Source organism: Eubacterium sp. Marseille-QA0814 (genome assembly GCF_965119675.1).
Lineage (GTDB): Bacteria > Bacillota > Clostridia > Lachnospirales > Lachnospiraceae > Eubacterium_G.
On the sequence record NZ_CBCPMG010000001.1, the window covers coordinates 2,140,637 to 2,167,627 of the forward strand.

At 31.6% G+C, this 26,991-nt stretch carries 25 protein-coding genes; all 25 read left to right on the top strand.

Features of this window, described 5'->3' with window-relative positions:
• The first annotated feature begins 18 nt into the window (after positions 1 to 18).
• The 25 genes from ACQY63_RS09920 (at position 19) to ACQY63_RS10040 (ending at position 26,955) form a co-directional block, all read left to right on the top strand.
• A complete protein-coding gene (locus ACQY63_RS09920; RefSeq protein ID WP_428245139.1) occupies positions 19 to 1,821 on the top strand; it encodes a polymorphic toxin-type HINT domain-containing protein in 1,803 nt (600 codons plus the stop codon).
• An 11-nt stretch (positions 1,822 to 1,832) separates the two neighbouring features.
• Positions 1,833 to 2,264 carry a hypothetical protein gene (locus ACQY63_RS09925; RefSeq protein WP_005360958.1) on the top strand — a complete coding sequence of 144 codons (432 nt, stop codon included), beginning with the start codon at positions 1,833 to 1,835 and terminating at the stop codon, positions 2,262 to 2,264.
• Between the two features lie 16 nt (positions 2,265 to 2,280).
• Positions 2,281 to 3,798 carry a tetratricopeptide repeat protein gene (locus ACQY63_RS09930; RefSeq protein ID WP_302152485.1) on the top strand — a complete coding sequence of 506 codons (1,518 nt, stop codon included), beginning with the start codon at positions 2,281 to 2,283 and terminating at the stop codon, positions 3,796 to 3,798.
• Positions 3,798 to 4,112 (top strand): hypothetical protein, encoded by a 315-nt coding sequence (locus tag ACQY63_RS09935; protein WP_302152484.1) that lies wholly within the window; start codon positions 3,798 to 3,800, stop codon positions 4,110 to 4,112. The genes ACQY63_RS09930 and ACQY63_RS09935 overlap by 1 nt, the downstream gene beginning before the upstream one ends.
• A gap of 12 nt (positions 4,113 to 4,124) precedes the next feature.
• Complete coding sequence (locus ACQY63_RS09940) at positions 4,125 to 4,475, top strand: WXG100 family type VII secretion target (RefSeq protein ID WP_215715584.1); 351 nt, start codon at positions 4,125 to 4,127, stop codon at positions 4,473 to 4,475.
• 11 nt (positions 4,476 to 4,486) lie between these two features.
• Positions 4,487 to 4,798 (top strand): hypothetical protein, encoded by a 312-nt coding sequence (locus ACQY63_RS09945; RefSeq protein WP_215715585.1) that lies wholly within the window; start codon positions 4,487 to 4,489, stop codon positions 4,796 to 4,798.
• A gap of 83 nt (positions 4,799 to 4,881) precedes the next feature.
• Positions 4,882 to 6,162 carry a hypothetical protein gene (locus ACQY63_RS09950; protein ID WP_428245140.1) on the top strand — a complete coding sequence of 427 codons (1,281 nt, stop codon included), beginning with the start codon at positions 4,882 to 4,884 and terminating at the stop codon, positions 6,160 to 6,162.
• Entirely contained in the window at positions 6,152 to 9,442 is a 3,291-nt protein-coding gene (locus ACQY63_RS09955) for an FtsK/SpoIIIE domain-containing protein (RefSeq protein ID WP_412190176.1), read from the top strand. The genes ACQY63_RS09950 and ACQY63_RS09955 overlap by 11 nt, the downstream gene beginning before the upstream one ends.
• A 2-nt stretch (positions 9,443 to 9,444) precedes the next feature.
• The gene (locus tag ACQY63_RS09960) at positions 9,445 to 11,223 is read left to right on the top strand and encodes an FtsK/SpoIIIE domain-containing protein (protein WP_428245141.1); all 1,779 of its coding nucleotides are present in this window, start codon (positions 9,445 to 9,447) and stop codon (positions 11,221 to 11,223) included.
• Positions 11,216 to 11,539: a hypothetical protein gene (locus ACQY63_RS09965; RefSeq protein WP_118030804.1), complete on the top strand. Its 324-nt coding sequence runs from the start codon at positions 11,216 to 11,218 to the stop codon at positions 11,537 to 11,539. The genes ACQY63_RS09960 and ACQY63_RS09965 overlap by 8 nt, the downstream gene beginning before the upstream one ends.
• Before the next feature lie 5 nt (positions 11,540 to 11,544).
• Positions 11,545 to 11,685: a hypothetical protein gene (locus tag ACQY63_RS09970; protein ID WP_181992233.1), complete on the top strand. Its 141-nt coding sequence runs from the start codon at positions 11,545 to 11,547 to the stop codon at positions 11,683 to 11,685.
• 63 nt (positions 11,686 to 11,748) lie between these two features.
• Positions 11,749 to 13,407 (top strand): polymorphic toxin-type HINT domain-containing protein, encoded by a 1,659-nt coding sequence (locus ACQY63_RS09975; RefSeq protein WP_428245142.1) that lies wholly within the window; start codon positions 11,749 to 11,751, stop codon positions 13,405 to 13,407.
• Between the two features lie 36 nt (positions 13,408 to 13,443).
• Positions 13,444 to 13,848 (top strand): SMI1/KNR4 family protein, encoded by a 405-nt coding sequence (locus tag ACQY63_RS09980; RefSeq protein ID WP_118025289.1) that lies wholly within the window; start codon positions 13,444 to 13,446, stop codon positions 13,846 to 13,848.
• Positions 13,849 to 14,023: 175 nt separating this feature from the next.
• A complete protein-coding gene (locus ACQY63_RS09985; RefSeq protein WP_428245143.1) occupies positions 14,024 to 15,175 on the top strand; it encodes a hypothetical protein in 1,152 nt (383 codons plus the stop codon).
• Positions 15,162 to 15,509, top strand: a complete 348-nt coding sequence (locus ACQY63_RS09990) for a hypothetical protein (RefSeq protein WP_412190171.1) — start codon at positions 15,162 to 15,164, stop codon at positions 15,507 to 15,509. The genes ACQY63_RS09985 and ACQY63_RS09990 overlap by 14 nt, the downstream gene beginning before the upstream one ends.
• 32 nt (positions 15,510 to 15,541) lie before the next feature.
• Entirely contained in the window at positions 15,542 to 16,018 is a 477-nt protein-coding gene (locus tag ACQY63_RS09995; RefSeq protein ID WP_412190169.1) for a hypothetical protein, read from the top strand.
• Between the two features lie 60 nt (positions 16,019 to 16,078).
• Positions 16,079 to 16,300 carry a hypothetical protein gene (locus tag ACQY63_RS10000; RefSeq protein WP_412190168.1) on the top strand — a complete coding sequence of 74 codons (222 nt, stop codon included), beginning with the start codon at positions 16,079 to 16,081 and terminating at the stop codon, positions 16,298 to 16,300.
• A gap of 18 nt (positions 16,301 to 16,318) precedes the next feature.
• On the top strand, positions 16,319 to 16,705 hold the full coding sequence (locus ACQY63_RS10005) for a TNT domain-containing protein (RefSeq protein ID WP_412190166.1): 387 nt from the start codon (positions 16,319 to 16,321) through the stop codon (positions 16,703 to 16,705).
• Positions 16,706 to 16,718: 13 nt separating this feature from the next.
• Positions 16,719 to 17,132: an Imm63 family immunity protein gene (locus tag ACQY63_RS10010; RefSeq protein ID WP_412190164.1), complete on the top strand. Its 414-nt coding sequence runs from the start codon at positions 16,719 to 16,721 to the stop codon at positions 17,130 to 17,132.
• A gap of 300 nt (positions 17,133 to 17,432) precedes the next feature.
• Positions 17,433 to 18,602, top strand: coding sequence for an ADP-ribosylglycohydrolase family protein (locus tag ACQY63_RS10015; protein ID WP_412190162.1), 1,170 nt, complete (start codon positions 17,433 to 17,435; stop codon positions 18,600 to 18,602).
• A 134-nt stretch (positions 18,603 to 18,736) separates the two neighbouring features.
• Positions 18,737 to 18,958 (top strand): hypothetical protein, encoded by a 222-nt coding sequence (locus tag ACQY63_RS10020; protein WP_195558061.1) that lies wholly within the window; start codon positions 18,737 to 18,739, stop codon positions 18,956 to 18,958.
• 98 nt (positions 18,959 to 19,056) lie between these two features.
• Positions 19,057 to 21,000 (top strand): protein kinase domain-containing protein, encoded by a 1,944-nt coding sequence (locus ACQY63_RS10025; protein WP_215724905.1) that lies wholly within the window; start codon positions 19,057 to 19,059, stop codon positions 20,998 to 21,000.
• Between the two features lie 4 nt (positions 21,001 to 21,004).
• The gene (locus ACQY63_RS10030; RefSeq protein WP_118030128.1) at positions 21,005 to 21,367 is read left to right on the top strand and encodes a hypothetical protein; all 363 of its coding nucleotides are present in this window, start codon (positions 21,005 to 21,007) and stop codon (positions 21,365 to 21,367) included.
• 27 nt (positions 21,368 to 21,394) lie between these two features.
• Entirely contained in the window at positions 21,395 to 26,602 is a 5,208-nt protein-coding gene (locus ACQY63_RS10035; RefSeq protein WP_428245144.1) for an Ig-like domain repeat protein, read from the top strand.
• A 182-nt stretch (positions 26,603 to 26,784) separates the two neighbouring features.
• Complete coding sequence (locus tag ACQY63_RS10040; protein ID WP_215715546.1) at positions 26,785 to 26,955, top strand: CopG family transcriptional regulator; 171 nt, start codon at positions 26,785 to 26,787, stop codon at positions 26,953 to 26,955.
• Positions 26,956 to 26,991: the final 36 nt, after the last annotated feature.

Below are 26,991 nucleotides of genomic sequence, written 5' to 3' on the forward strand. Positions count from 1 at the left end.
ATAAAGTAAGGGTATAGAATGGCAACAATTGCATTATATAAGGATAAACTAAATGGAGTGGGAGGCTTGATAGACAACATCATAAAGTCTTCCAATAGCTTAGATACTCAGTTAGGAACACTTAAATCTACGTTACAGGGTGTAAGCAACAGTACATATAACCTGCAGGATACAGTAAATAGCATAAGTTCCTCTTCCAAAACTGAGAAAGAAAAAGTCAGTGATTTAAAAAAATTGAACAAACAGGTTACAGAGTTTATTACGACTACTGTTAAGAGGGATAATTCTGCACGCGATGAAATCAATAAATCAAAAAAAGATTTTTACGCGAAGTACAACTATTTAAAGCCGGATTGCGAAAAAAATGCCATCGAAAAGATTGTGGATAAAGTTGAAAAGGCAGCTAAGTGGTGTGCAAAACATTGGAAGTTAATAGCCACTGCTGTGATAGTTGTGGTGGCAGTTGCATTAATAGCAACCGGAGTCGGAGCAGGAATAGGCGGAACTATTTTGGTTGGAGCCTGTTGGGGAGCAATAACAGGAGCAGTTATCGGTGGTGTTGCCGGTGGACTGGAAAGTATGAGCCAAGGCGGTTCTTTCCTTGACGGATTTGAAGATGGTGCTTTTTCAGGTGCAGTAGGCGGTGCTATTGGAGGCGCAGCTTTTGCAGGACTTGGAGTTGCCGGATCCGCATTAGGCAAGGGAATCAGTTGTGCATCAAAACTCGGAAAAGCAATAAAGGGAACGGCAGCGGTATCAAAAGTGCTGAGTCTTGGAATGGCTGGGTTTGATATGATTTCTTTAGCTGATATGGCAATTGATAATAAAAATAATCCTATTGCTGATTTGAATAAAAAACTACATTCAAATAAAGCGTATAACATATTTCAAATAAGTGTGTCAGCATTGGCAGTTTTTACAGGCGGAATGACAACAACTATGGCTTGCTTTGTTGCAGGAGTTATGGTTGTTACAATTGATGGATTATCACCTATAGATAAACTTAAAGTTGGTGATAAAGTATTGGCACTAGACGCAGAGACGTTGGACAAGAATTATAAAAATGTCGAAGTTATCTATAAAAGAAAAGTGGATTCATTAGTTCATCTTATCATTGACGATGAGGAGATTATAACAACAAAGAATCATCCGTTTTATGTAAAGGAAAGAGGGTTTGTTGAGGCAACATTATTATGTATTGGCAATGAACTTCTCGATTCAAATGGTGATATACATTTGGTTAATGATATATATAGAGAAAAGTGCATTGAAGATAATTATGTATATAACATAAAAGTCGAAGATTATCATACATACTTTGTCGGTAACTGTGGAATTTTGGTGCACAATAAAAATTGCCCACCACATATGAATGAAGATGGAACATTAAAACCGAATCAGGAATACACTACAGGAGAAAACGGATATACATATAAAACAGATTCTAATGGTAAAATTGTGAGTGCTCATGCTGATGAATTAAAATTTAAAACGCATAATGGTAGATTAAAACATAATCCTAACACAGCAGATAAATTACCAGGTGATGATGCGGGACACATATTTGCAGACCAATTTGGTGGCTCTCCGGAACTTGATAATCTTGTATCGCAAAGAAGCACATTAAATCGAGCTGTTAAAGGAGACAATAGGACATATAGAGCGATGGAAAAGAGTTGGGCTGATGCAATGAATAATGGCAAAAAGGTTACTGACATAGATATTAATTTAGCATACAGTGAAGGCTCGTCACGGCCGAGCCGATTTGATGTTTCTTATAAAATAGACGGTAAGTTTGAAATGATAAGTTTTAAAAATTAAGGAGGTATAAAATGTTAAAAGGATTTGAAGACGCTTTTGTTGATGCTCAAGCAAGTGTAATATCGTTAGGCTTGGAATTGTTAAGCAATTCAGGAAAGGAAGCTGAAAAAATATATATATATTTGTATCGAAATGACGAAATGGACTATATAAATTTCTTCTTTGAGAAAGAAGGCAAATTGTATACAAGAGATGATTGGTTTTCATCAGGAGAAATAAGAGATTTTTTTTATTGTGCAAAGGATGATTTAGATAATATCACAAATGTTTGTGAGGCTTATGATGCAAAACGCCCATATGAATTTAGATTGATATACAATGTAATTACTAAAGCATTGGATTCAAAATATAATTATGAGGACATTGTTATAACAGGAGACAAAAACATTTTTGATTTATTTGAAGATTGGTTTGATGAGTGTGGCAAAAACATTACTAAATGATAGGAGATAAATGAAAATGAATGAACAAATTCAAACATTAATAGCCAATTCAAGATTGGCATTTGTACAAGGAAAATATCAGGAAGCACTTGATATAGCAAAAGATGCTATCAAAGTGGATCCTAATAATGCAGACGCATATTTATGTGCTGGAAATGCAAATATGTCATTTGAAAAATATGACATAGCAATTAAATATTATCAGAAGGCCGTAGAGTGTGAACCGGAAAATGGCGACAGATATTTTCATTTAGGATATGCTTTGGCAACTAATTCACAATCAGCGGAAGCAATTGCGATATTTGCAAAAGCAGATGAAATTGGATGTTCTCCGGAGGTTACGGGGCAATTATATAAGATTCTTGGAATGCTTTGTTTTGATTTAAAAAAATATGATGATGCGGTTGTTAATTTATGTAAAGCCGAAACAATTATCGGAATCGATATTGAAATATTACAAAGAAAAGCGTTAAGTTATGGAATGTTAGGCGAATATACGAAGGGGTTAGAAGTTGCAAATCAGATTAAATTATTTGCACCTTCTGAATATTTGGGATATAGAATCGCTAAAGAAATATTGCTGTTACAAAATAGAAATGAAGAAGCAGAGGAAGAAATTGACAGGGCAGAAAGATTTTCCAGACCATGCATGGATTTCTTCATAGATAAGATTTCCTTGGAATTAGCGAAATATACACAAGATAAGGAAAAGGAACATTATAGAAGAGCACTAGCGTACATAAATGATTCATTATACGCAATTAAACCAGAAGTACAGAATGTGGTAGATGCATATATTAATGCTGCAGAGGTTTATGTCCAGCTAGAGGATGGAGATATGGCAGCTAATTGTCTTGGCGCAGCAGAGAATCCGATAGACTCATTTAATGAAGGATTCTCGATTAACAAAATGGAAAGTAAGGAAAATGCTGGCCCTATTATGAGACCTAGCGATAGAGAGATTAACAGAGCTGTTGAAGAAGCAAGAAGAAAATATGGTGACAGACAAATTGAACAAATGGGGAGAGAACGAGAAAGAAATGCGTTCAGAAATCAGAATACTTCAATAGATCACTTAACCCCAATTGATAAGGCAGATGAATATACTTTTGAAAAATTAGACAATAGTGTTGAACCAATTTATTCTCAAGATAATTTGGATCAGATTAATAGATTATATGTGGCAGCTTATACATTAAAAAAAGAGCCGGAGCATATTAAATTATATGCTTCAAGACTTGCAAAAAGTCCAAATCAAGCTAATCAGTATATTGGAAAATATAGTTTGATTAAGGCATTAAAGGAAGAAGGATATGAAAAAATTGATGAAGAATATGAAGATTTGATTAAGTTCTTCAGAAATCAGTCTGTTAAAGATCCTACAGACTTAGCTGCAGTTAGTTTTAGAGTTCAGTGTTATATAGATGTAAAGGATTTTGATAATGCTGAAAAATTATGTTCGTTGCTTTCGGATGAATTAAAAAATCCGCTTTTAGAAGAAATAAATAAAGCTAAGACAGGAGGTACAGAGTAATGGCTCAATTGTCAAAAGACCTGCAACTTGATGAGACTAAGTTTAACAATGCATCAAGAGACATGAAGGCACTTAAGAAAAGAACAAATGAACTTAAGACCAAATTAGAAGGCATGTATGAGAGCCTGGCTAGTGCCATGGATACTCCTGCAGGAAAAGAAGTTCAGTTGGAAGCAAAAAAAACATTGTTAAAGCCAGTTGAAAACATGGCCCTTGTAGTGGGGCATATTTCTGACACTCTAGAGTTGGTTATTGGAAATAATTATTATAAAGATGTTTTTGATGGGTTTGATGAGTTAAAAAATTTATTATAGGAGGGAAAAAACATGGCAAACATGGGAACAACAGGTACAATTAACATCACAAAGGATATGATGGACAAAGCAATTACTGCTATTGATACATATCAGACAACCATTACAAATCTTAATACGGAATTGCTTGCAGAAATTGATGGAATTATTCCTTCATCCTTTTCTGGTTCAGCAGCTACTGGATTTAAGACATTTTATACTAAGAATATTGAACCTAATACGGGTGAAAATTTAACAAAGATGTTAAAATCATTAAAGACTATCTGTGAAACTGTGAAAAAACAGATTCCTGGTGATACTGAGGGTGTTGATGACAAGTTAGGAACAGGAAACACAAATGCAGGAAAGTCAGAAGATAAATAGGAGGAAATGAAATGGCAGATTGTAAAATTGTTAATGCAAATGTAAAAACTGCGGTTACAAATATTAATACAATTGCAGGAAAGTATAAAACAGCAGGAACAACTTTTGAAACAGATTTTAAGGCGGCTATTGCAGATATGGAGGGCGATGCAAAAGATGCGCTTATCGAATTGTTTGATAAGAGTTATAAGGATTTCGTTACTGATGATACAAGTGGCTTGCCGGCAATGATTAAGGGATTATCAAAATTACTTGAAGGAAATCGTAGTAATTTTGAATCAGTAGATTCAAAGATCGCTGCTAGTATAAGAGGTAATAAATAACATTAGTAGGAGAACAAAGTGTAAGTAATACGGCAATAAGTTGAAAATTTTATTGTCGTATTGCTTGTATTAAGAGGTGAAGTATGGCGTTTAGAGTATTATCAGAAAGTGAAGTAAATACGTTAAGTGAAAGACAAAAGAAATTATATTTAGAGGAACTTGAATTGTATCAAGAAAGATGTGCTTTTGTTGATAGGATTGAAGAACTTGAAAATGTTCATTATCCTGAAATCAGGCCAAAATATGTTTTTTTGTCAAGAATAGAACCTGATAAAATTGACGGCGTAATAAATGTCGAAGAATCGCAGATAGTACTTGAAAATGTATTCTTGCCAGAAATGTTAGACGAAAAAGATGATGTCAAAAAAATGGAAAAGATGACATTGGAATTAAGTAAGGCATATCAAATCGAGAAAAACAATGGGATTATTATTCCCAAAACGATAGAAGAAAAATATGATGCCCCTGAAAATAGAGAGGTTGTATTGCCTGAAATAGAAATAGAAAATTTGGAGAGTGAATCTGAGTATAATTTTGATGAGGTTGAAATATCGGATATTTCGGGAGTGTTAACAAAAGCGCATATTTATGAGAAAGAAATACAGTTTGAAGAGGTTGATGTATCAGAATTATCAGAAGAAATAATAAAAGCAGACATTTATGTAAATGAGATGAAGTTTGAAAATATTGAAATCGAAAATGATGTTTATATTAATACATCGCATCCAGAAGTGAATTTTAATGCAGAAGAAGTCAGCGATTACGATATAAATTTGAATATAAATGATGATTATGCTTCACCGGATATTTTTGAATATGATGAAGCAGAAGTAGAAATACAAAATACGACTATATTTATTCCAAAGAATGAACAGGTAGAGATGGAACTGATGGATGAAATTGTAGTAAAAAATGAAAATATATTAATAGCGAAAGCAAGCAAGATCGATTATGAAAATGACGAAAATATAAAATTGTCTGAAATTAATAAAACAGTAATAGCTGCTCCGAACATTGAGATAAATATCACAGATGATAATCAAGTTGAACTAGCAGATGCAAAGATTGTGGAAGCACCGGAAATAAAAGAAATCATAGTTGATGAATCAGATATTTCGATAGATGAACCAGTTGTAGCAATGGCTAGTATCGAAAATGAATTTATTTTCAAACAGGATTCTGTTGATAACGGTATTAATGTAAATACTGTAATTCCAGTTGCACAAAGTATTGATTTTGTAAAGCCTGAGCTTGTTTTAAATGACAACAAAGTTTATATAGAAAGCCCTCTTATTATAGATGAAAAGGCTAGTGAGAAGATACAACAGATAATAAACAGTATGGGAGATAATCATGAAGAATAATGAGATTCTGGTATCTGTTAGATTTGAGAAAGATACAAATTATAGAGAAATGTCATTTCTTGTAATAAAAGATATTACTTTTAAAGCTTTAATAGAAGCTATTTATTTTGGATTGAAAAAGCATATGAAACAGGACGATAAAGAGGAAGGTGGGTTAAGCACCTTAGAATGTTATGATTTATTCGACTCCTTTATAAGAACACACTGTGAAATACCGGTTCTGTATGATTCAAACGGAATGCATGGTGTAATTGATTTTACAGAAAAAAATGAAAACGGAGATAAGTGGTTATATAATAGTTCATTAACGGAATTGGGAATAGTGACATCCAGTTGTATTCTTATAACTGATAAGAATAAGATTGCACGAAGGACTTTGTTTAAAAATTCCAGCAGTTATATTTTAAAAGAAAAAGATTCGCTAGAATATAATATCAGTTCAAGGAGACTTAATGTAATTGAACCATCTATTATTGATATTATTCCACCAAATGACATGCCAAGTAAAAAGTCGGGTTCTCTAATGGATGTATTAGTACCAATGATAATTTCACTTTTTGGAATGGGAGGACTTAGATTATTATGTGGATTATTATCGGATAATTCAACAATGAATAATGCGATGATGATTATGACACTTGCGATGCCGGTAATATCAGGTGTCACATCATTTTACAACTATAGCAAACAAAAAAGACAGTATAAGGTTGACGTAAAAGAATGGAAGAATAACTATGAAAATTATATTTCAAGAGTGATGAAAACGATTGTTACATGGCAGGATAATGATATTACATATTTAAATAGTGTATATCCTGATATGGAACAGCTTTTTTATAAAACGGCAGAAATTGATGACAGCATATTTGCAAGATCACAAAACGACAATGATTTTATGAGGCTGTCTCTTGGAAAATCAGCAGAAGTTAAGCCCTTGTTTGAAATAAAGGCAGAGAAAAAAGATAATATTTTCTATGATATTTTTTACAAAACAAAGAGAAATTCTGATGGAAATTTAGGAATAGATATTTTTCTGCCACAGCAAAATAAGAGAAAAGAAAAACGGACTTTAGACCAAATAAGTCAAGATAATAAAAATAGATTTTTATTGACTGATTTGGCATACAATTTTGCAAATAAAGGATTAGATGGTGATGAAGTATTAGGATTCAATTACCTTAGAAGTGATAAGAAAGAAAAAAACGGACAACCGGTTATGCCACCGTTATTGCTTGATTTAAAAAAATGTGGAGCACTAGGTGTTATATCAGATGATAAAAAAATGTCGCAAGATTTTGTGCGTCATTTAGTATATGAATTAGCATATTATCATTCTCCGGAAGATTTGCAGTTGGTATTTTTCTTTAACAAAGAGAACAATGCTAATTTGCAAAATGAAATAACAAAGAACTATAAATATTTACCTCACACAAATGAACTGTTTGAGAACTTGTCTCAGTTTGTCTTTGATAAAGAAAGTTCGGGAGAAGTTTTTGGAAGACTGTCAGGTATAATGAATGAACGTAGCAAGGAATCCGGCGAATCCGAAGGAGAAGACGGTAAGAAAGAAGAAGTTAAACAGAAGCAAATCGTGTGCATAGTATTTTATGATTATGATATAAAAGAAACGGCTTTTTCAAAATATTTGCCGGAAGCTCCAAAAGAGGGAGAAGAGTATGTTAATAAATTAGGGTTAACATTTATTTTTATCCAAAAGCATAAAGATATGCTTCCTAAATATTGCGGAAGCATTGTTGATTTAGATAAAAACATTAAAGATAATAGAAAACTAAGTATGAGATATAATGTATTAAGTCGTGAACAGTTGAAAGCTTTAAGTGAAGATAGTTCTAAAGCTGATGGTGCAGCAAATACAGATAGTCTGATTGAATATAAACATTTTCAAAATAGATTTATCTTTGAGAAGGCTGACAGCTATAAGAACGCATTTGAAAAAGCGTATAGGCAGTTGAGTTCAATATATTATACAAGAATTGCTGAGAACGGAAAAGTTCCGTCAATGGTAACTTTATTCGAGTTGTATGGCTATACATCTAAAATGGTAGATGATGGTAGAATCGTTGAAAATATTAGAAATAATTGGAATGATGTAAATAAGAATGATGTCACAAGAGATTTAAAAATTCCGCTAGGAAAAAATGAACATGGAATAATTTATCTTGATTTACATGAAAAAGCTGATGGACCACATATGCTTGAAGCTGGAACAACCGGATCAGGAAAATCAGAAACGATCATAACTTATCTGATAGGATTATGTATGAAGTATTCGCCTATGGATTTAAACATTATGCTTGTGGATATGAAAGGTGGAGGATTTTCTGATCGTTTGGGAGATTTGCCTCATTGCGTAGGAGCAGTTACAAATACTACAGGTGAAAGCGAAGGAATTTCTGCTGTTTACATGTTAAAGCGATTTTTAGAGTCTTTAAATGCCGAAATAAAGAAGAGAATGCTCATCTTATCTGAATTAGGTGTAGATAATTGTGATGCTTATATTAGAGCAGCGAGGATAATTAAGAGAATTAAAGAAATTGAGGGCGACAGTTCAAAGGCTGAAGAAAAAGATGTACTGATAAATAAAATAAAGAACAATAAAATGCAGATGGAGGCACTTAAAGGAGATGTTTCTAAAATAAAGCCATTATCTCATTTGGTACTTGTAGTAGATGAATTTACAGAATTAAAGCGATTCTCAAGCGAATCAGATGATGTAGATTTTATTGCAGAGATAACTACAATCGCCCGTGTAGGTAGAACATTAGGCTTACATATCATTTTGATTTCTCAAAATATTGAAGGAGCGATAACAGATGACATTAGAGTGAATTCAAAATCAAAAATATGTTTGAAAGTTGCAACAAAGCAAGCATCAAAGGAAATGCTTGGAACACCTGATGCGGCAGCTGCAACAATGCCGGGAAATGGTAGAGCTTACTTGTTGGTTGGGACAGGAAGCAGATACGAATATTTTCAATCAGCATATACGGGTGCAAATAAGAATATGAATATCGAGCCTCCGGTAAATGTAACATATGTACCTTCAACAGGTGTGTTTGATACAAAATATTATAATTCTTCAAAAGACAATATTATTATTGAGAAGAAGAACAAAAATGTAAGCGAATATGATACTCAGTTAAAATACATTACAGATGTTATTAAGGACATTGAAAATGAATTTGAAAAACCGGTTAAAATTTTCAGAGATCCACTAAAATCTGTAATACCGGATGAAACAGAATGGAGGTATGACTAATAATGACAGATAGTATTGTTTGTACTTTGGGGCAATATGACATTCCAATTATACAGATGCAACCTCCTTTTAAGGTTGATTTATTAGATTCAAATATAGCTGTATTTGGATCTTCAATGAATGGAAAAACAAATTTTGTCAGATTGCTGATTAATATCTTGCATAAAATTAGAAATGAAAAAAATGAACAAATATTCATTTTGGATTTTGGTGGAGCACTTTCGGCATATGAAAGAGCACCATTAGTTTCGGCATATTTTGATAATTCGAATGAGGAATATGTTAAAAGAACGTTTAAGATAATGGAATCAATTTTAAATGATAACACAAAACAATTGGATGGAAAAATATATAGAAATGCAGAAGAAAATAAAAAGCCAATTCATACAACGTTTATTATTGATAATTTAAATGCTTTTATTGATGAAGACAGATATTTTTCGTATCAGGAAAAATTTGGAAGAATATGCAGAGAGGGATCGTCTAAGGGAATAAGTGTTGTCTTTACAGCTAGTGATACCAAGGGAATATCAGGTTATTTATTGTCGTTTAAACAGAAGATTGCATTAAATCTTCCTGTTGACAAATATGTAGATATATTTAATACAAAAGTTGAGGCAGCAGGAAATATTCCGGGAAGAGGATATGCTAATGTAACGGTTCAACCGGAAGGAGTAACGGGAACGTTCCAAATGAATAATCCATATGAGGTTCAATGCTTTTTGGCTGAGAATATTGAGGAAAAGGATACAGAATTTGTTTTGAATTTAAATAAAAAATATGAAAAAATTGACGAAAAGGATAGTGAAATTAATGAATATGATGAGAAATATTTGAGACATGTTGCAACACGATATAAGACATTTCCACAAGAACTTAAAAGAGAGGATTATGAGCAACTTAAGGAAGTATATGCGAAGACTTCACCTAATTGTGTGGAAGTCGGCTTGGATTATGTAAAATGTGAGCCGGTTTCTATAGATTTGGAAAATTCGCGTGTTATAGCTATTTATGGGAAAAAAGAATTTGGTAAAACAAATCTTTTATGTACATTGTTAGATGGAATTAGTGAAAAGCTACCTTGTGCAAAGTATGTTTTTTTTGATGATGGAAGAAAACAGCTAGATTCATTTTATAATTATTATAAAGTAAAAGGCTATAAATGTGAGTTAATAAATCAGTTTAAGGAGGTTGAACTAAGATATGAGGCTGGAGAATATGGGGAACCGGGGTTTGTAAAAAAGAAACTTTCGCCTATTCAACAGTTTTATTTGATGTTACACGAAGAATACATAGATTTATCTGTTAATTACATTGATATTTTGGATAATATTTTTGGAAGAATAAATGAGGATCAATTTCCGAAAAGTAAAAGTAATTCTGAAACAGAACCAACAGTATTTGTGATACAGAGCAAATCTATTTATATTAATTCAAAGATTAATGCGGATTTTATACATTATATTCTTCCTGAGTTATTAGATGTTGCAGAAGATAGAAATTATATTTTTATTTTTACGGATGTTAAAAAAATAACGGACATAGAAGTTAATTCTGTTTTTAACAGTTCATTGAAGTCAATATTTGTACTTGATAATATTGCTGAATTTGCAAGTGAACGGGGAAGCAAGACCGTATTTGGAGATATGGATATCAAATCTTTAAAAGAAGATTATGCTAAATGTGAGCTTGGTGATGGATATTACTTTGATGTTGAAGCAGACAATCTTAAAAAGATGAAATTTATAAAAAATAACTGGGAGGATAGAAGTTATGAGTAATGCAGAATTTAAATCAGCTGATACAAGTAAAATAGCTAAGTTTCAAGAAGAAAGCAAAAAGGCATGTGCAGAATTCAAAGCTATTAAAAAAGAGTTTCAACGTATAAACAAAGAGTTGTTGAGTGGCTGGAAAGGTGTTGGTGCAGACGCATATAAATATGAAACGGATCACATTCTTGAAAAAATAGGCAGTGTAGATGATGTTCTTGAAATGATTAACAATAGTGCTGTAAAAGATATTAGAGATAATTACAGCAAATTGGATGATGACTTAGCAGAATTTAATAAAAATCCGTATGGAAATGAAAGTGAGTGATATAAATGCCAAGTATTACAGATGTATCTTATACAGATATTACAGATGAAAATAAAGAAGTACAGATAGATTTAAAAGTATTATCAGAAAATGATGAAGACACAATTTATAATATATTGTTTAGAGATGAGTTGGAAAATTCGTAAGGATTTAAACTTGGTTCTAAATAGTTATGAATATTAACAGTTGAAGGAATTTTAGAAAATAGAATGGCAACAATTACATTATATAAGGATAAACTGAATGGTGTAGGAGGCTTGATAGACAACATCATAAAGTCTTCCAATAACTTGGATACTCAGTTAGGGACACTTAAATCTACGTTACAGGGCGTAAGCAACAGTACATATAATCTGCAGGATACAGTAAATAGCATAAGTTCCTCTTCCAAAACTGAGAAAGAAAAAGTCAGTGATCTAAAAAATTTGAACAAACAGGTTACAGAGTTTATTACGACTACTGTTAAGAGAGATAATTCTGCACGCGATGAAATTAATAAATCAAAAAAAGATTTTTACGCGAAGTACAACTATTTAAAGCCGGATTGCGAAAGAAATGCCATCGAAAAGATTGCGGATAAAGTTGAAAAGGCAGCTAAGTGGTGTGCAAAACATTGGAAGTTAATAGCCACTGCTGTGATAGTTGTGGTGGCAGTTGCATTAATAGCAACCGGAGTCGGAGCCGGAATAGGTGGAACACTTTTGGTTGGAGCCTGTTGGGGAGCAATAACAGGAGCAGTTATCGGTGGTGTTGCCGGTGGACTGGAAAGTATGAGCAAAGGCGGTTCTTTCCATGACGGATTTGAAGATGGTGCTTTTTCAGGTGCAGTAGGCGGTGCTATTGGAGGCGCAGCTTTTGCAGGACTTGGAGTTGCCGGAGCAGCATTGGGAAAAGGTATCAAATGTATGTCAGCACTTGGTAAATTTGTTAAAGGAACGGCAGCGGTATCAAAAGTGCTGAGTCTTGGAATGGCAGGTTTTGACATGATTTCTTTAGCTGATATGGCTATTGATAATAAAAATAATCCTATTGCAGATTTGAATAAAAAACTACATTCAAGCAAGGCGTATAATATTTTTCAAATAAGTGTGTCGGCATTAGCTGTATTTACAGGTGGAATGACAACAACGATGAAATGCTTTGTGGCTGGAACATTGGTGCTGACATCAGAAGGACTAAAAAAGATTGAAGATATTAAAATAGGTGATAAAGTTTTAGCAACAGATACTAAAACAATGAAAAGCGAATATAAAGAAGTACTTGATACGTTTGTGAGAAAAACAAATGAATTGGTGCATATTTATATTGGTGAGGAAGAAATAGTTACAACGACAGATCATCCGTTCTGGGTCAAAGGTAAAGGATTTGTTCCGGCAATGAACTTAGTAATTGGAAGTAAATTAATAAATGGTGAAGGTCATACTGTTTGTGTAGAGAATATTCTTCGAGAGTCGAATCATGATGGTGTAGAAGTATTTAACTTCAAGGTTGAAGATTATCATACATATTATGTCGGTGAGAGTTGTATTTTAGTTCATAATGCCAATTATGTAATAAATAAATCTGGCAATATAGAAATAACTGATTGGGAAGGATATCCAGAAGATATGCCGAAACCAGAAGGAGAAATGAAACTAATTGAAGGCGAAAAATATGCAAATGCTAGAAAAGCGGCTAATAGCGAAAACGCAAAGATTCATAGAAATAATCCGCAATATAAAGGAAAACAGATTCATGAAATTAAGCCAGTGAAATTTAATGGAAGCCCTGTAGACCATGAGAATAAAATTGTGTTAACAAGAATTGAGCATGCTAAGCTGACAACCTTTTGGAAAAGATTGCAGTTACAAATAGAAAAAGATACTTAGATTATTAATATTATGTAGTAGAAGGGAAACAACAAAATGAATGAAAGTATACTTGAGATTCTAAAAAAAATGGATAAGGAAACACCAGCCACAAAGATAATGATAGAAAAAGTTGAAAAGGAGTGGAATATTAGTTTACCATGTGAGTATAAGCAGTTGATTTTATTTTCAAACGGTATAGAAGGGCCAATTGGAAAGGCAAGTTATTTATCAATTTGGCCAATAAATGAACTAATTGAATTAAATCAAGAATATGCTGTCGATGAGTTCTTATCAGGAATTAAATATTTTGGCTCTGATGGGGGAGATATAGCATATGGATTTGAATTTGATCACGATAGGACTACAATAATTGAAATACCTTTTGATTCAATAAATAAGGAAGAAGTGAAAAAGTATGGTGAATCTTTTTTTGAATTTCTAATTGAGAAGAACAAGTAATTATACAAAAGAAAATGAAGATAACAATTAACGAATAAATAGAAGCATTAATTGCAAATTGAAGATCAGCTTTTATACAAGGCGTAAGTAGCAGTACATATAACCGGCAGGATATAGTAACAGTATTAGTTCCTCTTCCAAAACTGAGAAAGAAAAAGTCAGCGATTAAAAAAAATTGAATAAACAGGTTACAGAGTTTATTGCGACTACTGTTAAGAGAGATAATTCTGCACGCGATGAAATCAATAAATCAAAAAAAGATTTTTACGCGAAGTACAACTATTTAAAGCCGGATTGCGAAAAAAATGCCATCGAAAAGATTGTGGATAAAGTTGAAAAGGCAGCTAAGTGGTGTGCAAAACATTGGAAATTGGTTGTGACAGCCGTTATTGTAATAGTGGCTGTAGTTCTTTTATTTACTGGAGTAGGTACTGGACTTGGAGCTGCTATTATTGCTGGAGCCTGTTGGGGAGCAATAACAGGTGCAGTTATCGGTGGTGTTGCCGGAGGGATAAATAGCCTGAAAAATGGTGGCTCATTTTTTGAAGGGTTTGAAAATGGAAGTTTTGATGGTGCTATTGGAGGAATGATTGGTGGTGCTATAACTGGTGGATTTGCATATACTATTGGACCAAGTATGAAACTTACCGAAAGCATTCTCAAAAATGCTGGAATAGGGGCATTATCATTGGGAAGTTCTGATATGATTGTAACAACTATTGATTGTTTAATTGAACATAAAACATTACTTGGTTCTCTTAACGATATTGCTTTTGCAGGATTTAATGGAGCAATAGCAGGAGCGTTTGTGGGAGGAATAACAGGAGCATTTTCATATATAAAGAATTCTGATATTTTAAAAAATGGCTTAAGGGTTCGAAGTGGAAAAGTTGATGGGAAAATTCCTGCTGATGAATATAGAGGAATTGTACAAAGAAGTGTTCAAAATCCTGATGCAGATACGATGACATTAGGAAAATATAGACCTTCAATAAATCCGGATGGTACAGAAAATTGGGCGGTTGCAGGTTCTGATGCATATACTAAAATTGCTGATAATGCTGGTAATACATATTTTAGCTTGGGAACTGAATGGGACGATATTACCAACACATACAATTTGGATTCACAGGGAAAATCTATGTTTGAATATTTTAATAAACCGGCATTAGATAAAGCTGTTGAGTCAGGCAAGATAATTAGGTTCTCACATAATCCAAATGGATATGGAGATTGTGCGTTAAAATGGGAGTGGGATTATTTGCAAAACAAGCACGGATTTAATAATTTGGATAAGATAGGAGATTTTTGGTATGCAACTAAGTGAATTTAATGAAATTAGAGTAGAAATTAGAAGAAAGATAAAAGAAATATTTGGGAATAGAATAGGTAGTTTGGAAACATTTGATATCGTTGAGCAAGCGAATCATTGGGCTTTTAAAATAAGATTTATAGCTTATGATTATTTTGTTATTATTTTTAATTATGAATTGGACATTATTGGTTTTTCGATTGAAATTGGAGATGGTAGGAGTATAGGAATAATAAATGAATTTACCTGCTATTCGAGTGTAGACATAGATAAATATATTAATAGAGTTAGAACAATGATAGAACTGAGGATTCCGGATAAATATTTATTAGAATGTGGATGGAAATAAAGTTATAGGTGATTTATGTAATATAACAACATATGGATTTAAGTAAAGAGATTATAAAAGCAATTAAAAATAAAAATATAATAGATGTATTATGTGGAAGGGAACCATATGAAGTGGAATGTTCAAGATTTACATCAGATGTTTTTCCAACAGATATAAATGCAGTGTTGGTTAATTATATATATAACATAAAATCAGAAGTTCCACAGATTGATGTGATTTTTCAAGATGCTTTAGTTGAGATGATTTCTAGTAGGGATCCTTCAAAGTTATACATTGCAATCTTGTATTTTGATGCATGTATTTTTCAAGAAGAAATAAGAAAAGCAAGTTTTAATACAGATAGAGAATTGCTTTCAAAAAGATTAAGGGATGAAGTGAATAAGAATAGAGATGTTTTGGAGGGAGAAATAGGTTTTTATAATGGAATGAAAAAGAAAAACGCAATGCACAATATAATGAACTTTAATAAATATTATGAAAGAAAATATAGGTTTTCAATAATGTAATATGGTGACACCTTTTTAGATGGGTTTGAAAATGGAAGTTTTGATGGTGCTATTGGAGGAATGATAGGTGGCACCATATCGGGAGCATTTGCTGCTAAATTGGCATTCAAACCGGGATTATCGCTTACATCAAGTATTTTAAAAAATGCTGGGGTAGGAGCGCTTTCTTCAGACTTTTCCAATTCAGCGGTAACAACGATTGATTATTTGATAGAGCAGAGAAATTTGAATGGGGCATTGGATGATATAGCCTTGTCTGGTATTTCAGGAGCAGCTACATGAGCTTTTGTAGGTGGAATCATGGGTGCGTTAACATATGTAAAGAGTGGAATAAATAATAGTTGGTACAATGGCGATGGCAGTATGAATTATCCGCCAAATAATGGAGCTATTAAGGGAACAGAAAAAAATATAACTTTAAAACCAGGAAAAATAATTGGTAGATATGGTAATATTGGAGATAAAAGTAATTTTGTTACTCAGACGGGTGCAGATCCAAACAGATTAGCTTTACCGCCGAACACAAGTCCTTCAATTTATCAAGAATTTGAGGTGATTAAGAAAATACCTAATACAATACAAGGTAAAATAGCGGCGTGGGGAGGTTCACCAGGTGGAGGAGTACAATATGAATTACCAGAACCTATTAAACAATTAATTAGAGAGGGATATATAATACCAAAATAGATTGGAGTAAAAAATGTATACAACAAATGAATTGGAAAAATACATAACTGCACAGATAGAGAGTAAACTTGGTAGTGTGGATTGGACAAATGTAAATTTTACTGAGGGAAATAAAAATAGTGTAGAAGGAACATACATTTTTTCGAAGGATAACGCATATCATATACTGTTTGCAGAAAAAGGAAAGATAAGAGATGAGAAAGTCACAACAGATGAAAAAAAAATAATTTACAGTGTATTAGATATTGTTTCCTTTGATATTGCAATGAAATTTGCTATTAGCAATAGAGAGAAACACAAAGACTTTAGACGTAAATTGTTTGAAAAAGAAGTAGAGATATATTCGTTGTTTGGGGATGACTTTGAAAAAAATAAAAAAAGAGAAATAGAGGAGATATTAGAAGAAAATCCGTATAAAGATATTTAAATAGAAAAGTATATGTTATTGAATTGCCAATAGGATAACATTATATAAAGATAAACTAAATGTTGTAGGATTGTTTGATAATATAATTAAATCTTCAAATAATCTGGGCACTCAGTTAGGAACGTTAAAATCTACATTACAAGGAGTAAGTAGTAGCACATATAATTTACAAGATACGTTAAATAGTATTAGTTCTTCGTCTAAAACTGAGAAAGAAAAGGACAGCAATTTACAATAACTAATGCAAACATACAAAATGGTGTACTATACATAGATGTTATAGCAAAATAAGGAGTTGTTATGGAACAAAAAATATTGACATTAGCAGAAAAATGGGAAATAGATGCTCAGGCGTACAGGGAAGGTGCTTCTGCTAGAACATTATCTCCTCAGTGTGAAAAATGTAGATATAATATTATTGGTGATGCTATGAATTGCGAGAAATATAAAAAGAAATACAAACCTGAACATATTCTATTTTGCGAAAAAGAATGTAAATATTTTGAAAGTAAAAACAGAATAGAATTTGATATTTATACAGATAAAGATAATTCATTATATGGCGGCATATTGGGGTTTTGTATTGGAGATATGATTGGGGTTCCTGTGGAATTCACTAGCAGAGTAGAACGAAGCATAGATCCGGTAAAAGAACTTCGTGCGTATGGCACATATCATCAAGGGTTTGGAGTTTGGTCAGATGACACATCATTAATGATAGCATTAATCGCCAGTTTAATTGATGGATTTTCGCTTGAACGTTTATCGAATTATTTTGTTAAATATTATAAGGAAGGAATGTTTACACCAGAGGGGGTTATGTTTGACATAGGAAATTCGACAAGAATAGCCATAGAAAATATCATAAAAGGGGTTTTGCCTACGATGTGTGGTGGAAGTACAGAAAATGATAATGGAAATGGTTCGTTGATGAGAATATTACCTATAGCGTTTTTAAACATAACTAACAAAGAACAGAAAAAGATGGTCGAAAGTGTTTCTTCAGTAACTCATAGACACAAACGTTCACTTTTAGCAGGAATAATATATGTGAATTTTGTTTCAAATCTATATAAAGGTTGCAGCAAAGAGAAAGCATATGATAGAACAATAGATTTTGTAAAAGAAGAATGTAAAGATGAATATATGGGGGAATGGCAATATTTCAATAGAATATTAGAAAAAACAATTATAAATGAAAAGTTGGATAGAGTTAGAACAACAGGATATGTTGTTGATACTCTTGAAGCCGTATTTTGGTTGGTTTTCAATGAAAACACATATGAACAAACTATATTGAAGGCAGTAAACCTAGGCGGCGATACAGATACAATTGCAGCTCTTGCTGGAGGATGTGCAGGTGTTATATATGGATTTTCGTCAATAAATGATAGATGGATACAGAATGTTGCAAAATTAGCTGAAATAAAACAGTTGATAGATGATTTTAGGGCAACACTTGTGAATTAAATAGTTAAAATTAGAAAATAGAAAATGGCGACTATCGCATTTGTGTTTAATATGTCGGAAATGGACATGCGATTCAAAATGCCTTCGTCGATTAAGGAATTGATAAAGACTGGATATTTGAGGAAGATTTTATAATGGATAGAACAGAATTTATAAAAATCATGAAAAAAAAACACGTTCCTAATTTTTATTATAATATAGAGGGAACAGGACGTGATGATGAGCGCTTTTACTTGAACAAAGATGAACATGGATGGAATGTATATTACGCTGAAAGAGGTTGCAAAACTACAAATAAATATTTTAATAGTGAAAGTGAAGCATTAGAATACATTTGCAAGAGATTAACTGAATAAACTCTATTTTGGTAGTTAGTGACAATCATCTCCAAAATTTTAATTAAATAAGTGAAAGTATAAAGCAAATTATTGAAGCGTGAGGTAAATAAAACAAGATGAATTCAAATGAAATGAGAGGATCAGACTTTATATATCAAATTGATAGTTCGTATGGATTAAGTCAAGACGGATATATTGCAACAGGTACAGAAAGTATTGTTTATAAAGGATTAAAAATATCTAAAGACAGAAAGATTGTTATGTCTTGTGTTTTGAAATTTAAATACAAGCATATAAGGATGAGTACAAAGGACAATGAGGAACAAGGAATCGATGTACTAACACGTTTTAAAGAAAATGATTTGAAAATATTTGATAAATTACAGAATTGCCGTTCAGTAGTAAGAATATATGATGTAATTGAGGATTTGGGAGATTTTTCATTATTAGATAAGCATATTCCTAAAGGTGGCAAGCCATTATTAATAGACAAAGACAGATTTTTTTGTGTAGTAGAAGAATTTGTCGATGGATGGTCATTAGAAGAATATTGCAGAGATGTTTATTGGAAATTAACAGCTACCAAAGAATTGCAATATGGATTAAAGGAAAAAATTAGTTTTCATGAATTTAATTCTGAATTGCAGAATAGTAAAATTGAAAGTTATAAGAAAGATTATAAAAGTATAATTCGTTATCAAAATGAAATATATAATTTTATGATTAATCTGTGTGACATAATGGAATATGTTACAGAAAAGAACAGAATATTGCATCTAGATATAAAACCTGACAATATAATGGTTACCCGCTATGGTAGGGAATTAATTTTAATTGATTTTGGCAGGTCAGGAACATTAAATGAACATAACTACATAGAAAGTCAACTTGCAGGAGCAGATTATAATACAGAAGAAAGAATTGAAAGAATGTTCCAATATGGAACATTGGGATATGCGGCTCCGGAAAACTATGTTAAACCAATTAATGATTCAAAATATCCACTTGACAAGAATAAAGTGGAACTAGGGAAGATGACAATAGAAAGTGATATATTTTCTTTTGGCGCAACTTTCTGGGAGTGTCTTAATATTTTTGAATTGTATACAAAAAGCAGAGAGTTTGCAAAAGATAAAGGTGAGGGTGGATCATATGATTATTACAGAAAATATGTTCTGAATAATGAAGCATATTGTGATAGAGATCTTTCGTTAACTTCATCACATTATCATTTGGAACTGGAAAAAATAATTAGAAAATGTACAAGATCACGAGATAATGATTATAGAAATCCGGATAATGATAGATATTACCATTCGTATAAGCAATTGAGAGAGGATATTGAATTTGCACGAGATTCTTCACCGACAATTGTTAAAACAGAAAATACAAAAGTAAGAAACACTTTTGGAATGGTTGGAACAGTCTTGGGATTTATTGCTATATTAATTGTTTTACAAAGCGGATTGAAAATCTCTTTTAATTATCTTTCTCAAAAAAAATGGGATAATATAACATCTAATTATAACAGTACCAGAATAGAGAGATTAGGATCTGTTTCAGTAGATTTGATTAAGTCATCAAATTCTCAAAATCAAAGAAAAGTATATAGTGATACGTATAATTTTTTGCTGGATAATGATAATTTGATTGATTCAGCAGAAGGAAATGTATTAGTAAATTTGTTAAGCGAGATGGAGGATACGAATGACACATCAAAGTACATAGATGATATTATCGTAAATGCTGATGATAGAAGATATACAGAAATTATAAAGTACATAGTAAAACTGAAAAAACCAAACAATTCATTAGGATATGATATTGCTAATGTGATATATAATATTGAGATTAAAGGGTACAATTCCAATAATAAAAAGAATATTGTATCAGGATATAATATCTTACTAAATAATAAGGATAATAAAGAATTCCATTCAATTATAGTAAGACTCAAAAACACTTTAAATCATGATGAATCTATTCGTATAATTAGTCAGGATATTGGAAAGTCTAGAAGTGATATTGTGAAATTGTTTGATGAGATTGAAATGAGGTAAGCAAATGAAGGTTATTAATAAAATAAAAGAAAAAATCTGGAATGAAGAAGTAAAGAAAATTGTTTTTTATGTTTTGAAACCAACCCGCATTACAATCATTTCGGGATTTATTTTGTTGATATTAATATTAGGGATAATAATTGCTTCAGGAAATTTTGAAAACTTTATTGTATCAACAGATATTAAATACAATTCGCCAATGCTAAAGTGGATGATGCTTACATTTACAATAATGGCAGTGATTTCACTAATATATGGAATAAGTTTGTGCTTGTATAAATATAAGCGTCCCGGTAAGAAAATAAAAAATGGAAAATATGTAGAGGGAAATTCGTATAAGGCACTTTCTAATACACTTAGTAAATAAAAGCAAAGCAAAAGAGGAGAGGAAATCATGAAAAAATTTTACAGTCAATTATCATTGATATTAGCATTAATTCTTGTTATCAATTTATGCAATATTGGGTATGTAATAGAAGTAAAAGCAGAAGCAGAAGATACTTCTAATTTGTCAATTGATAAAGTAGATTTAGACACTAGCAATGCTGCTAATATTTCTAAGGATTGCATATTAACCTCCAAGGAATTAACTGTATCTATAAAAACAATTAGTTCAAGTGAAGATGTGCAAACATTTACATTATACAAAATTAATGGAGAAGAAAAGGAACTAGTAAACAGTGTCAAAGTGACCCCTGAGTATAATGAATCAGAATATATAGCTCAACAAAATATTAAACTTGACGCGAAAGAGAAAACATATTCAGACTATGAATATCGTGTTGGAGTAAAAAGCTCTTCTCATCCAACAGAAGTGTATGAGGATGTAAAGACAAGTGTTGACAATGCTGATGTGAAAAAGATTGTAATAGATACAATTAATCCGATAAGTGAGAATAATAAAATAAAGGTAAAGACGTGGCTGGAGTGGAGTGCCAATGGTATTGAAAGTGTTGAAAAGGTAGAGACCGAAGTTAAATGTACATTTAGAGATGACAATTCGGGAATTGATAAAATTGAATATCAAGTTGATAATGGCGAAAAAAAAGATTATAAATTAGATGGAAACGAAATACATAACCCGGGGAAAAACGTTAATTTTGCTTATAAAATAGAAGGGAAAAATCATACAATAGATTTATTTATTACTGATAATGCAGGAAATGAATATCATTGTTCAAGCAATGAATTCAACGAAGAAAAGTCTGACAATGTAGGTCCAAAAATTGATAGTGTTTCATTTGAACCATATACTACCTCAACAATTGACTCTACAAAGGAAACAACGACAGAATTAAAGTCATTTGATGAAATTTCAGCAATATTATATGACAGAATTTGCGTGGTGAGTAGTGCATTTACAATCAAAGTTAAAACTACAGATATTGCACAAGAGGGCGCAACAGTGTCAGGTATGAGTAAAGATAATGATGCTGTACAATTATTTGATGGAAATAAATTCATTGGTAATATGGCGTTAGAAAATGGATACTATATTTATACAGTGAATGATAGTATAAGTGCTGATGTTTTAACTATTCATGCAAAGGATGCTAATGGTTATAAAACAATTAAAAAAATATCAGAAATTGATAGTAGCAAAAAAGACAGTTATTACATGGAAAAAGAAACGCCTACTTTAAAGCCGGATTATAAAAATGCTGTGAATAGTAATGGTCAATATTGGTTTAATAATAATGGTGGAGACTTTGTTATTGAAGTTGAGGATTCTGGAAGTGGAGTTAAATCAGTAACAATAACTGATGAAATTAAAAACGATAATAAATCAGTTATAAAGAATTACTTAAATAAGATTTTTGATAAGCAAGAAAAAAATTATAAGCAGGTAATTGACACAAGTTTGTTAGATGAAGGTGATCATATTTTTTCGGTGACAGTTGTTGATAACTGTGGAAATAAACAGTCAGAAAAATATGAAATTTATGTGGATCATAGTGAACCAGAGATTTCATATGAAGTGAAAGCACCAAATAAAAAAGTTATTGATAATAAAGATTGGTATGATATTAATGACGAGTTAGAAATTGTTGCAACAATAAAAAAATCGGCTTCAGATATTAAAAATGTTGAATTTAAAGTAAATAATCAAAATTTAGAATATGCTGAAACAATAGAGGAAGTAAATGAAAAACTGATAATAAACCTTAAAGTACCGGTAAAAAATTATATAGGGAATAGCGAAAATAAAATTAGTATTGTGGGATACATTGAAAGCTTATCAGGAAACAATAATAATTCAAAAAGTATTTATTCATGCTATATAGACAAAGCAGATCCTGAAATAAATAGTATTACAATTAATAAAATTGACAATGCATTATTTCAACCAACATTAAATTTGATATCTACAGGAATTTATTCAAATGGATCTTTAAAATTTAAAGTTGAAGCAAGTGATGTACAAGGTGATAGTGGAATTGATTATGTGGAATTTGCGTATTACAAAGACGGAGATAGAGTTGTTAAAAAAATGACATCTGTTGAAAACCGATTTGAGTATATACTACCATTTGAAATTAATTCTGAAATGTTTAATAGTAACTTCGAAATAATTGCATATGATAAATACGGGAAAGAAAGCAAATTTATTCCTTCTATTAAAGATGAAGCGGGTAATAGTACAGACAAATATTTTGTTATGCAGGAAGATATTACACCTATAGCAAAGATAAATCTTCCAAAGAGTGACGGTAGTGAAAGAACGGACGATCAATTGTGGTACAACAAAAACAAAAATATTTCTATCGACTTAGAAGACAAGCAGTCAGGAATCAGGTATGTAAAAATATTTGTTAATGGTGTAGAAATAGTTAAAGATATTAATGGAACTAAAATAGTTGATACTAAATATTCAAAATCATCACCTAAGAACATAACTTCTTTAACATATAACTTTACAACAGATTATATTATAAAAGAGGTAGGTAAAGCAGAGGATGGCAAATATAAAATAAAAGTAGAGATGTCGGACAATGCTGGAAATATATATGTAGATAATAATAAATCATTTAATATAGATGAGACAAATCCAAGTGTTGATAAAATCGAATTTTCAAGAAAAACATCTGATGGAATTTTAACAACAAATGATTTTAACACAGAGTTTAAGTATGGTTATTATTTTAATAATAGCTTTTATTTGAAAATTCATACTTCTGATAAAAAGCCATCTTCCGGATTAAGTCATATCGAATATAAATTGGTGGTATATAATAATGGGAAGAAAGAAGATAGTATAAATAAAACTTCACCAATTGTGAATGGTATGGCAAAAATTGAAATACCTAAAGGCTTTAAAGGTCAGATTTTTGTTAAGGCAATAGACATGGTTGGTAATGTATCAAAACAAGTCACAACTTTGGGTTATATTGAAGATGAGAGTGCACCTGAAATAGATATAAAACCATTGAAGAAGACTAAATATAAAGATAATTTAGGAAACAATTTATATTCTAAAAATGTTTCTGTGGATGTTTCTATTACGGATACAAAATCTGGATTGAAGACAATTGAGTACTACGTAGATGCAGAAAACAATAAAATTGAAAAGAAAATGATACAACTATCCAATGAAGGATATAAAGAAGGGGACAAACTTGAAGATGGATGGATTGTTACTAAAACAGACAGAAATCTTGTGGTTAAGGTGTCTCGAAAAATCGTTTTTAGCTCTGACGATAATGACATTGTTGCACATTTTAGAGCATCAGACATGGCTGGGAATAAAACAAAATATACTAAAACACAGAAATTCTCAATAGATAAAACAGCACCTGTAATTAAAATTGATTTTTCTAGTGGAGTTAAAAGCAATTCTAAATATTATAATAGCAAAACAAGAGCAATAATGAATATTACTGTTGAAGAAAGAAATTTTGATAAGGAATTGTTGAATATTGTAATTTCGGATTCTTACCATAATAACAAAATAAATCCTAAATTTGTCAAAGAAAAAGGCAAATATTCTTATGTTGCAACTATTGATTATCCGGAAGGTGATTATAATGTTCAGGTGTCTGCAAATGATATAGTGGGTCATAAAGCAAAAATACATTCTAATGGTGGAAAGAAATCAACAGAATTATATACGGCAGAATTTATAGTGGATACTACTAATCCAAGCGTATCTACAAATTTTAGTTCTTTTGTGAATAATAGTACGCAAAAAGAGGGTAATTATTTTAATAAGAAAAAAACAGCAACAATTAGTGTAAAAGAGCATAACTTTGATCCTGAATTAATGAATATTAATGTTTTTGAAAAAGAAGCAGGAAAAGATCAAAGTGTTAAAGGGGCAGAGAAAATAAGTTATGCTGCGTATAGTAAAAAAGGATGGAGTGATAATGGCGATACACATTCTATAGAATTACAATTTGAAAGAGACGGAATATATAAAATAGAAATGAAGCCATCTGATATTTCAGAAAACAAAGGTGAAACAGATAGCACAGTTGTATTTGAAATTGACACAACAGCTCCAGAAATATTTATGATTAATGGGGAAAGTGTTGATAAGAAAAAAACAAACACTATTGATGTCTATGATGAAAAAAGGAAAGACGATGCTTCACCAACGGTAGAATACTATGATGCCAACTTTGATTGCATAAAATATGAAATCGTTAAATATATTCCAGAATATCAAAATGGAAAAGAATTTTCGAGTATATTACCGGAAACGATAAAGAAAACTTTGAACAGCAAAGAATTTAAACTGGAGGACTTTAAAGAAGATGGTATTTATGCTGTTCAAATGACTGCATATGATAAGGCCGGTAATGCTAGCAAGGTAAACAAAAATACATATGTTAGAATGGTTAAATCAGATGTATTGGCATACATTGAGGATAGTCATCCGGGAGTAAACGGAAAGATAGGGAAGGGATGGTATTCAATAGAGGACGAAGATGGACCTTTAAGTAAAAGACCGGATAATTTTGAAAATTTAAACATAGCTGTGATTACGAGAAAAGATTCAAATATTTCTATTACATTAAATAGTAACGATGGAGATAGTATTGACACTGGAATAGAATGTTCAAATAAGGAAGAAGTATATGGTGCAGGTGTATACAGATATGTATTATCAAAAGATTACTTTAAAGATCATTATCAGGAAGATACGGACGCAACTTTTTATCTCACAGTAAATGATTCTGACAAAAAAATTGAATTAGGCCAAATTCATATAGACAACATTGCGCCAGAATGTGATTTACCTCCATATTTTCATAATTGGGGATGGATGAAGGGAACAGGTGAGAAAAAAATTGAAATTACCAATATAAGTGAAAAGATAGATACAAGTGCAAGCACTGTATATATTGATGGAGAAAAGGTTAAATATTCATATGATTCAAATAAAAATAAAATAACATTTTCAATTGAAAATGGAAGTCATAGTGTCGGAATCTCGTTGGTGGATTATGCAGGAAATAAATATAATGTTCCTGAAATTTCGCATTTAGGTGTTGGTAATTTTAGACTTTATTTGGGGATAGGTATGTCAATTGTTATACTTGCCGGAGTTTCTATGCTCATAATATTAAAAAGGAAAAGAAAAGTTGAAAATTTAGAATGATTTTTATAAAATAAATTTTCACATAAATGTTAGAGCAGTAATGCAGAATAATTTCTTAAAGATTACTGGAAGAGTAATTGCTAAATTTAATTGCAAGAAATAGGCGGAGAAAAATGCAATTCAAGAGTGGTTGACTAACTGACGGTCATAAAGTATAATAGGCATTAATAGGAGGCAGTGTTATGGCAAAGATGGGCAGACCAAAGATAGATAACCCGAAGGTCAACAAAATTTCGGTTAGGCTATCAGATGAGGAACATGTAAAACTCATTGAGTTTGCTAAGGCACATTCAATGACAAAAGCGGAAGCTTTTAAAAAGGGCTTAGAGCTTTTATATGAGCAGTGCAAATAAATTGTAAGCCACGATGCAATATTCTTTAAGTTGACC

Coding starts and splice junctions, on each gene's coding strand:
- ACQY63_RS09965 (WP_118030804.1), top strand. CDS start 11,216: ATGAGTAATGCAGAATTTAAATCAGCTGATACAAGTAAAATAGCTAAG.
- ACQY63_RS10000 (WP_412190168.1), top strand. CDS start 16,079: ATGATAGGTGGCACCATATCGGGAGCATTTGCTGCTAAATTGGCATTC.
- ACQY63_RS10030 (WP_118030128.1), top strand. CDS start 21,005: ATGAAGGTTATTAATAAAATAAAAGAAAAAATCTGGAATGAAGAAGTA.
- ACQY63_RS09980 (WP_118025289.1), top strand. CDS start 13,444: ATGAATGAAAGTATACTTGAGATTCTAAAAAAAATGGATAAGGAAACA.
- ACQY63_RS09970 (WP_181992233.1), top strand. CDS start 11,545: ATGCCAAGTATTACAGATGTATCTTATACAGATATTACAGATGAAAAT.
- ACQY63_RS09935 (WP_302152484.1), top strand. CDS start 3,798: ATGGCTCAATTGTCAAAAGACCTGCAACTTGATGAGACTAAGTTTAAC.
- ACQY63_RS09990 (WP_412190171.1), top strand. CDS start 15,162: ATGCAACTAAGTGAATTTAATGAAATTAGAGTAGAAATTAGAAGAAAG.
- ACQY63_RS09930 (WP_302152485.1), top strand. CDS start 2,281: ATGAATGAACAAATTCAAACATTAATAGCCAATTCAAGATTGGCATTT.
- ACQY63_RS09995 (WP_412190169.1), top strand. CDS start 15,542: ATGGATTTAAGTAAAGAGATTATAAAAGCAATTAAAAATAAAAATATA.
- ACQY63_RS09920 (WP_428245139.1), top strand. CDS start 19: ATGGCAACAATTGCATTATATAAGGATAAACTAAATGGAGTGGGAGGC.
- ACQY63_RS10035 (WP_428245144.1), top strand. CDS start 21,395: ATGAAAAAATTTTACAGTCAATTATCATTGATATTAGCATTAATTCTT.
- ACQY63_RS09960 (WP_428245141.1), top strand. CDS start 9,445: ATGACAGATAGTATTGTTTGTACTTTGGGGCAATATGACATTCCAATT.
- ACQY63_RS10015 (WP_412190162.1), top strand. CDS start 17,433: ATGGAACAAAAAATATTGACATTAGCAGAAAAATGGGAAATAGATGCT.
- ACQY63_RS09975 (WP_428245142.1), top strand. CDS start 11,749: ATGGCAACAATTACATTATATAAGGATAAACTGAATGGTGTAGGAGGC.
- ACQY63_RS09945 (WP_215715585.1), top strand. CDS start 4,487: ATGGCAGATTGTAAAATTGTTAATGCAAATGTAAAAACTGCGGTTACA.
- ACQY63_RS09940 (WP_215715584.1), top strand. CDS start 4,125: ATGGCAAACATGGGAACAACAGGTACAATTAACATCACAAAGGATATG.
- ACQY63_RS10025 (WP_215724905.1), top strand. CDS start 19,057: ATGAATTCAAATGAAATGAGAGGATCAGACTTTATATATCAAATTGAT.
- ACQY63_RS09950 (WP_428245140.1), top strand. CDS start 4,882: ATGGCGTTTAGAGTATTATCAGAAAGTGAAGTAAATACGTTAAGTGAA.
- ACQY63_RS10010 (WP_412190164.1), top strand. CDS start 16,719: ATGTATACAACAAATGAATTGGAAAAATACATAACTGCACAGATAGAG.
- ACQY63_RS10040 (WP_215715546.1), top strand. CDS start 26,785: ATGGCAAAGATGGGCAGACCAAAGATAGATAACCCGAAGGTCAACAAA.
- ACQY63_RS09955 (WP_412190176.1), top strand. CDS start 6,152: ATGAAGAATAATGAGATTCTGGTATCTGTTAGATTTGAGAAAGATACA.
- ACQY63_RS10005 (WP_412190166.1), top strand. CDS start 16,319: ATGGGTGCGTTAACATATGTAAAGAGTGGAATAAATAATAGTTGGTAC.
- ACQY63_RS09925 (WP_005360958.1), top strand. CDS start 1,833: ATGTTAAAAGGATTTGAAGACGCTTTTGTTGATGCTCAAGCAAGTGTA.
- ACQY63_RS10020 (WP_195558061.1), top strand. CDS start 18,737: ATGGATAGAACAGAATTTATAAAAATCATGAAAAAAAAACACGTTCCT.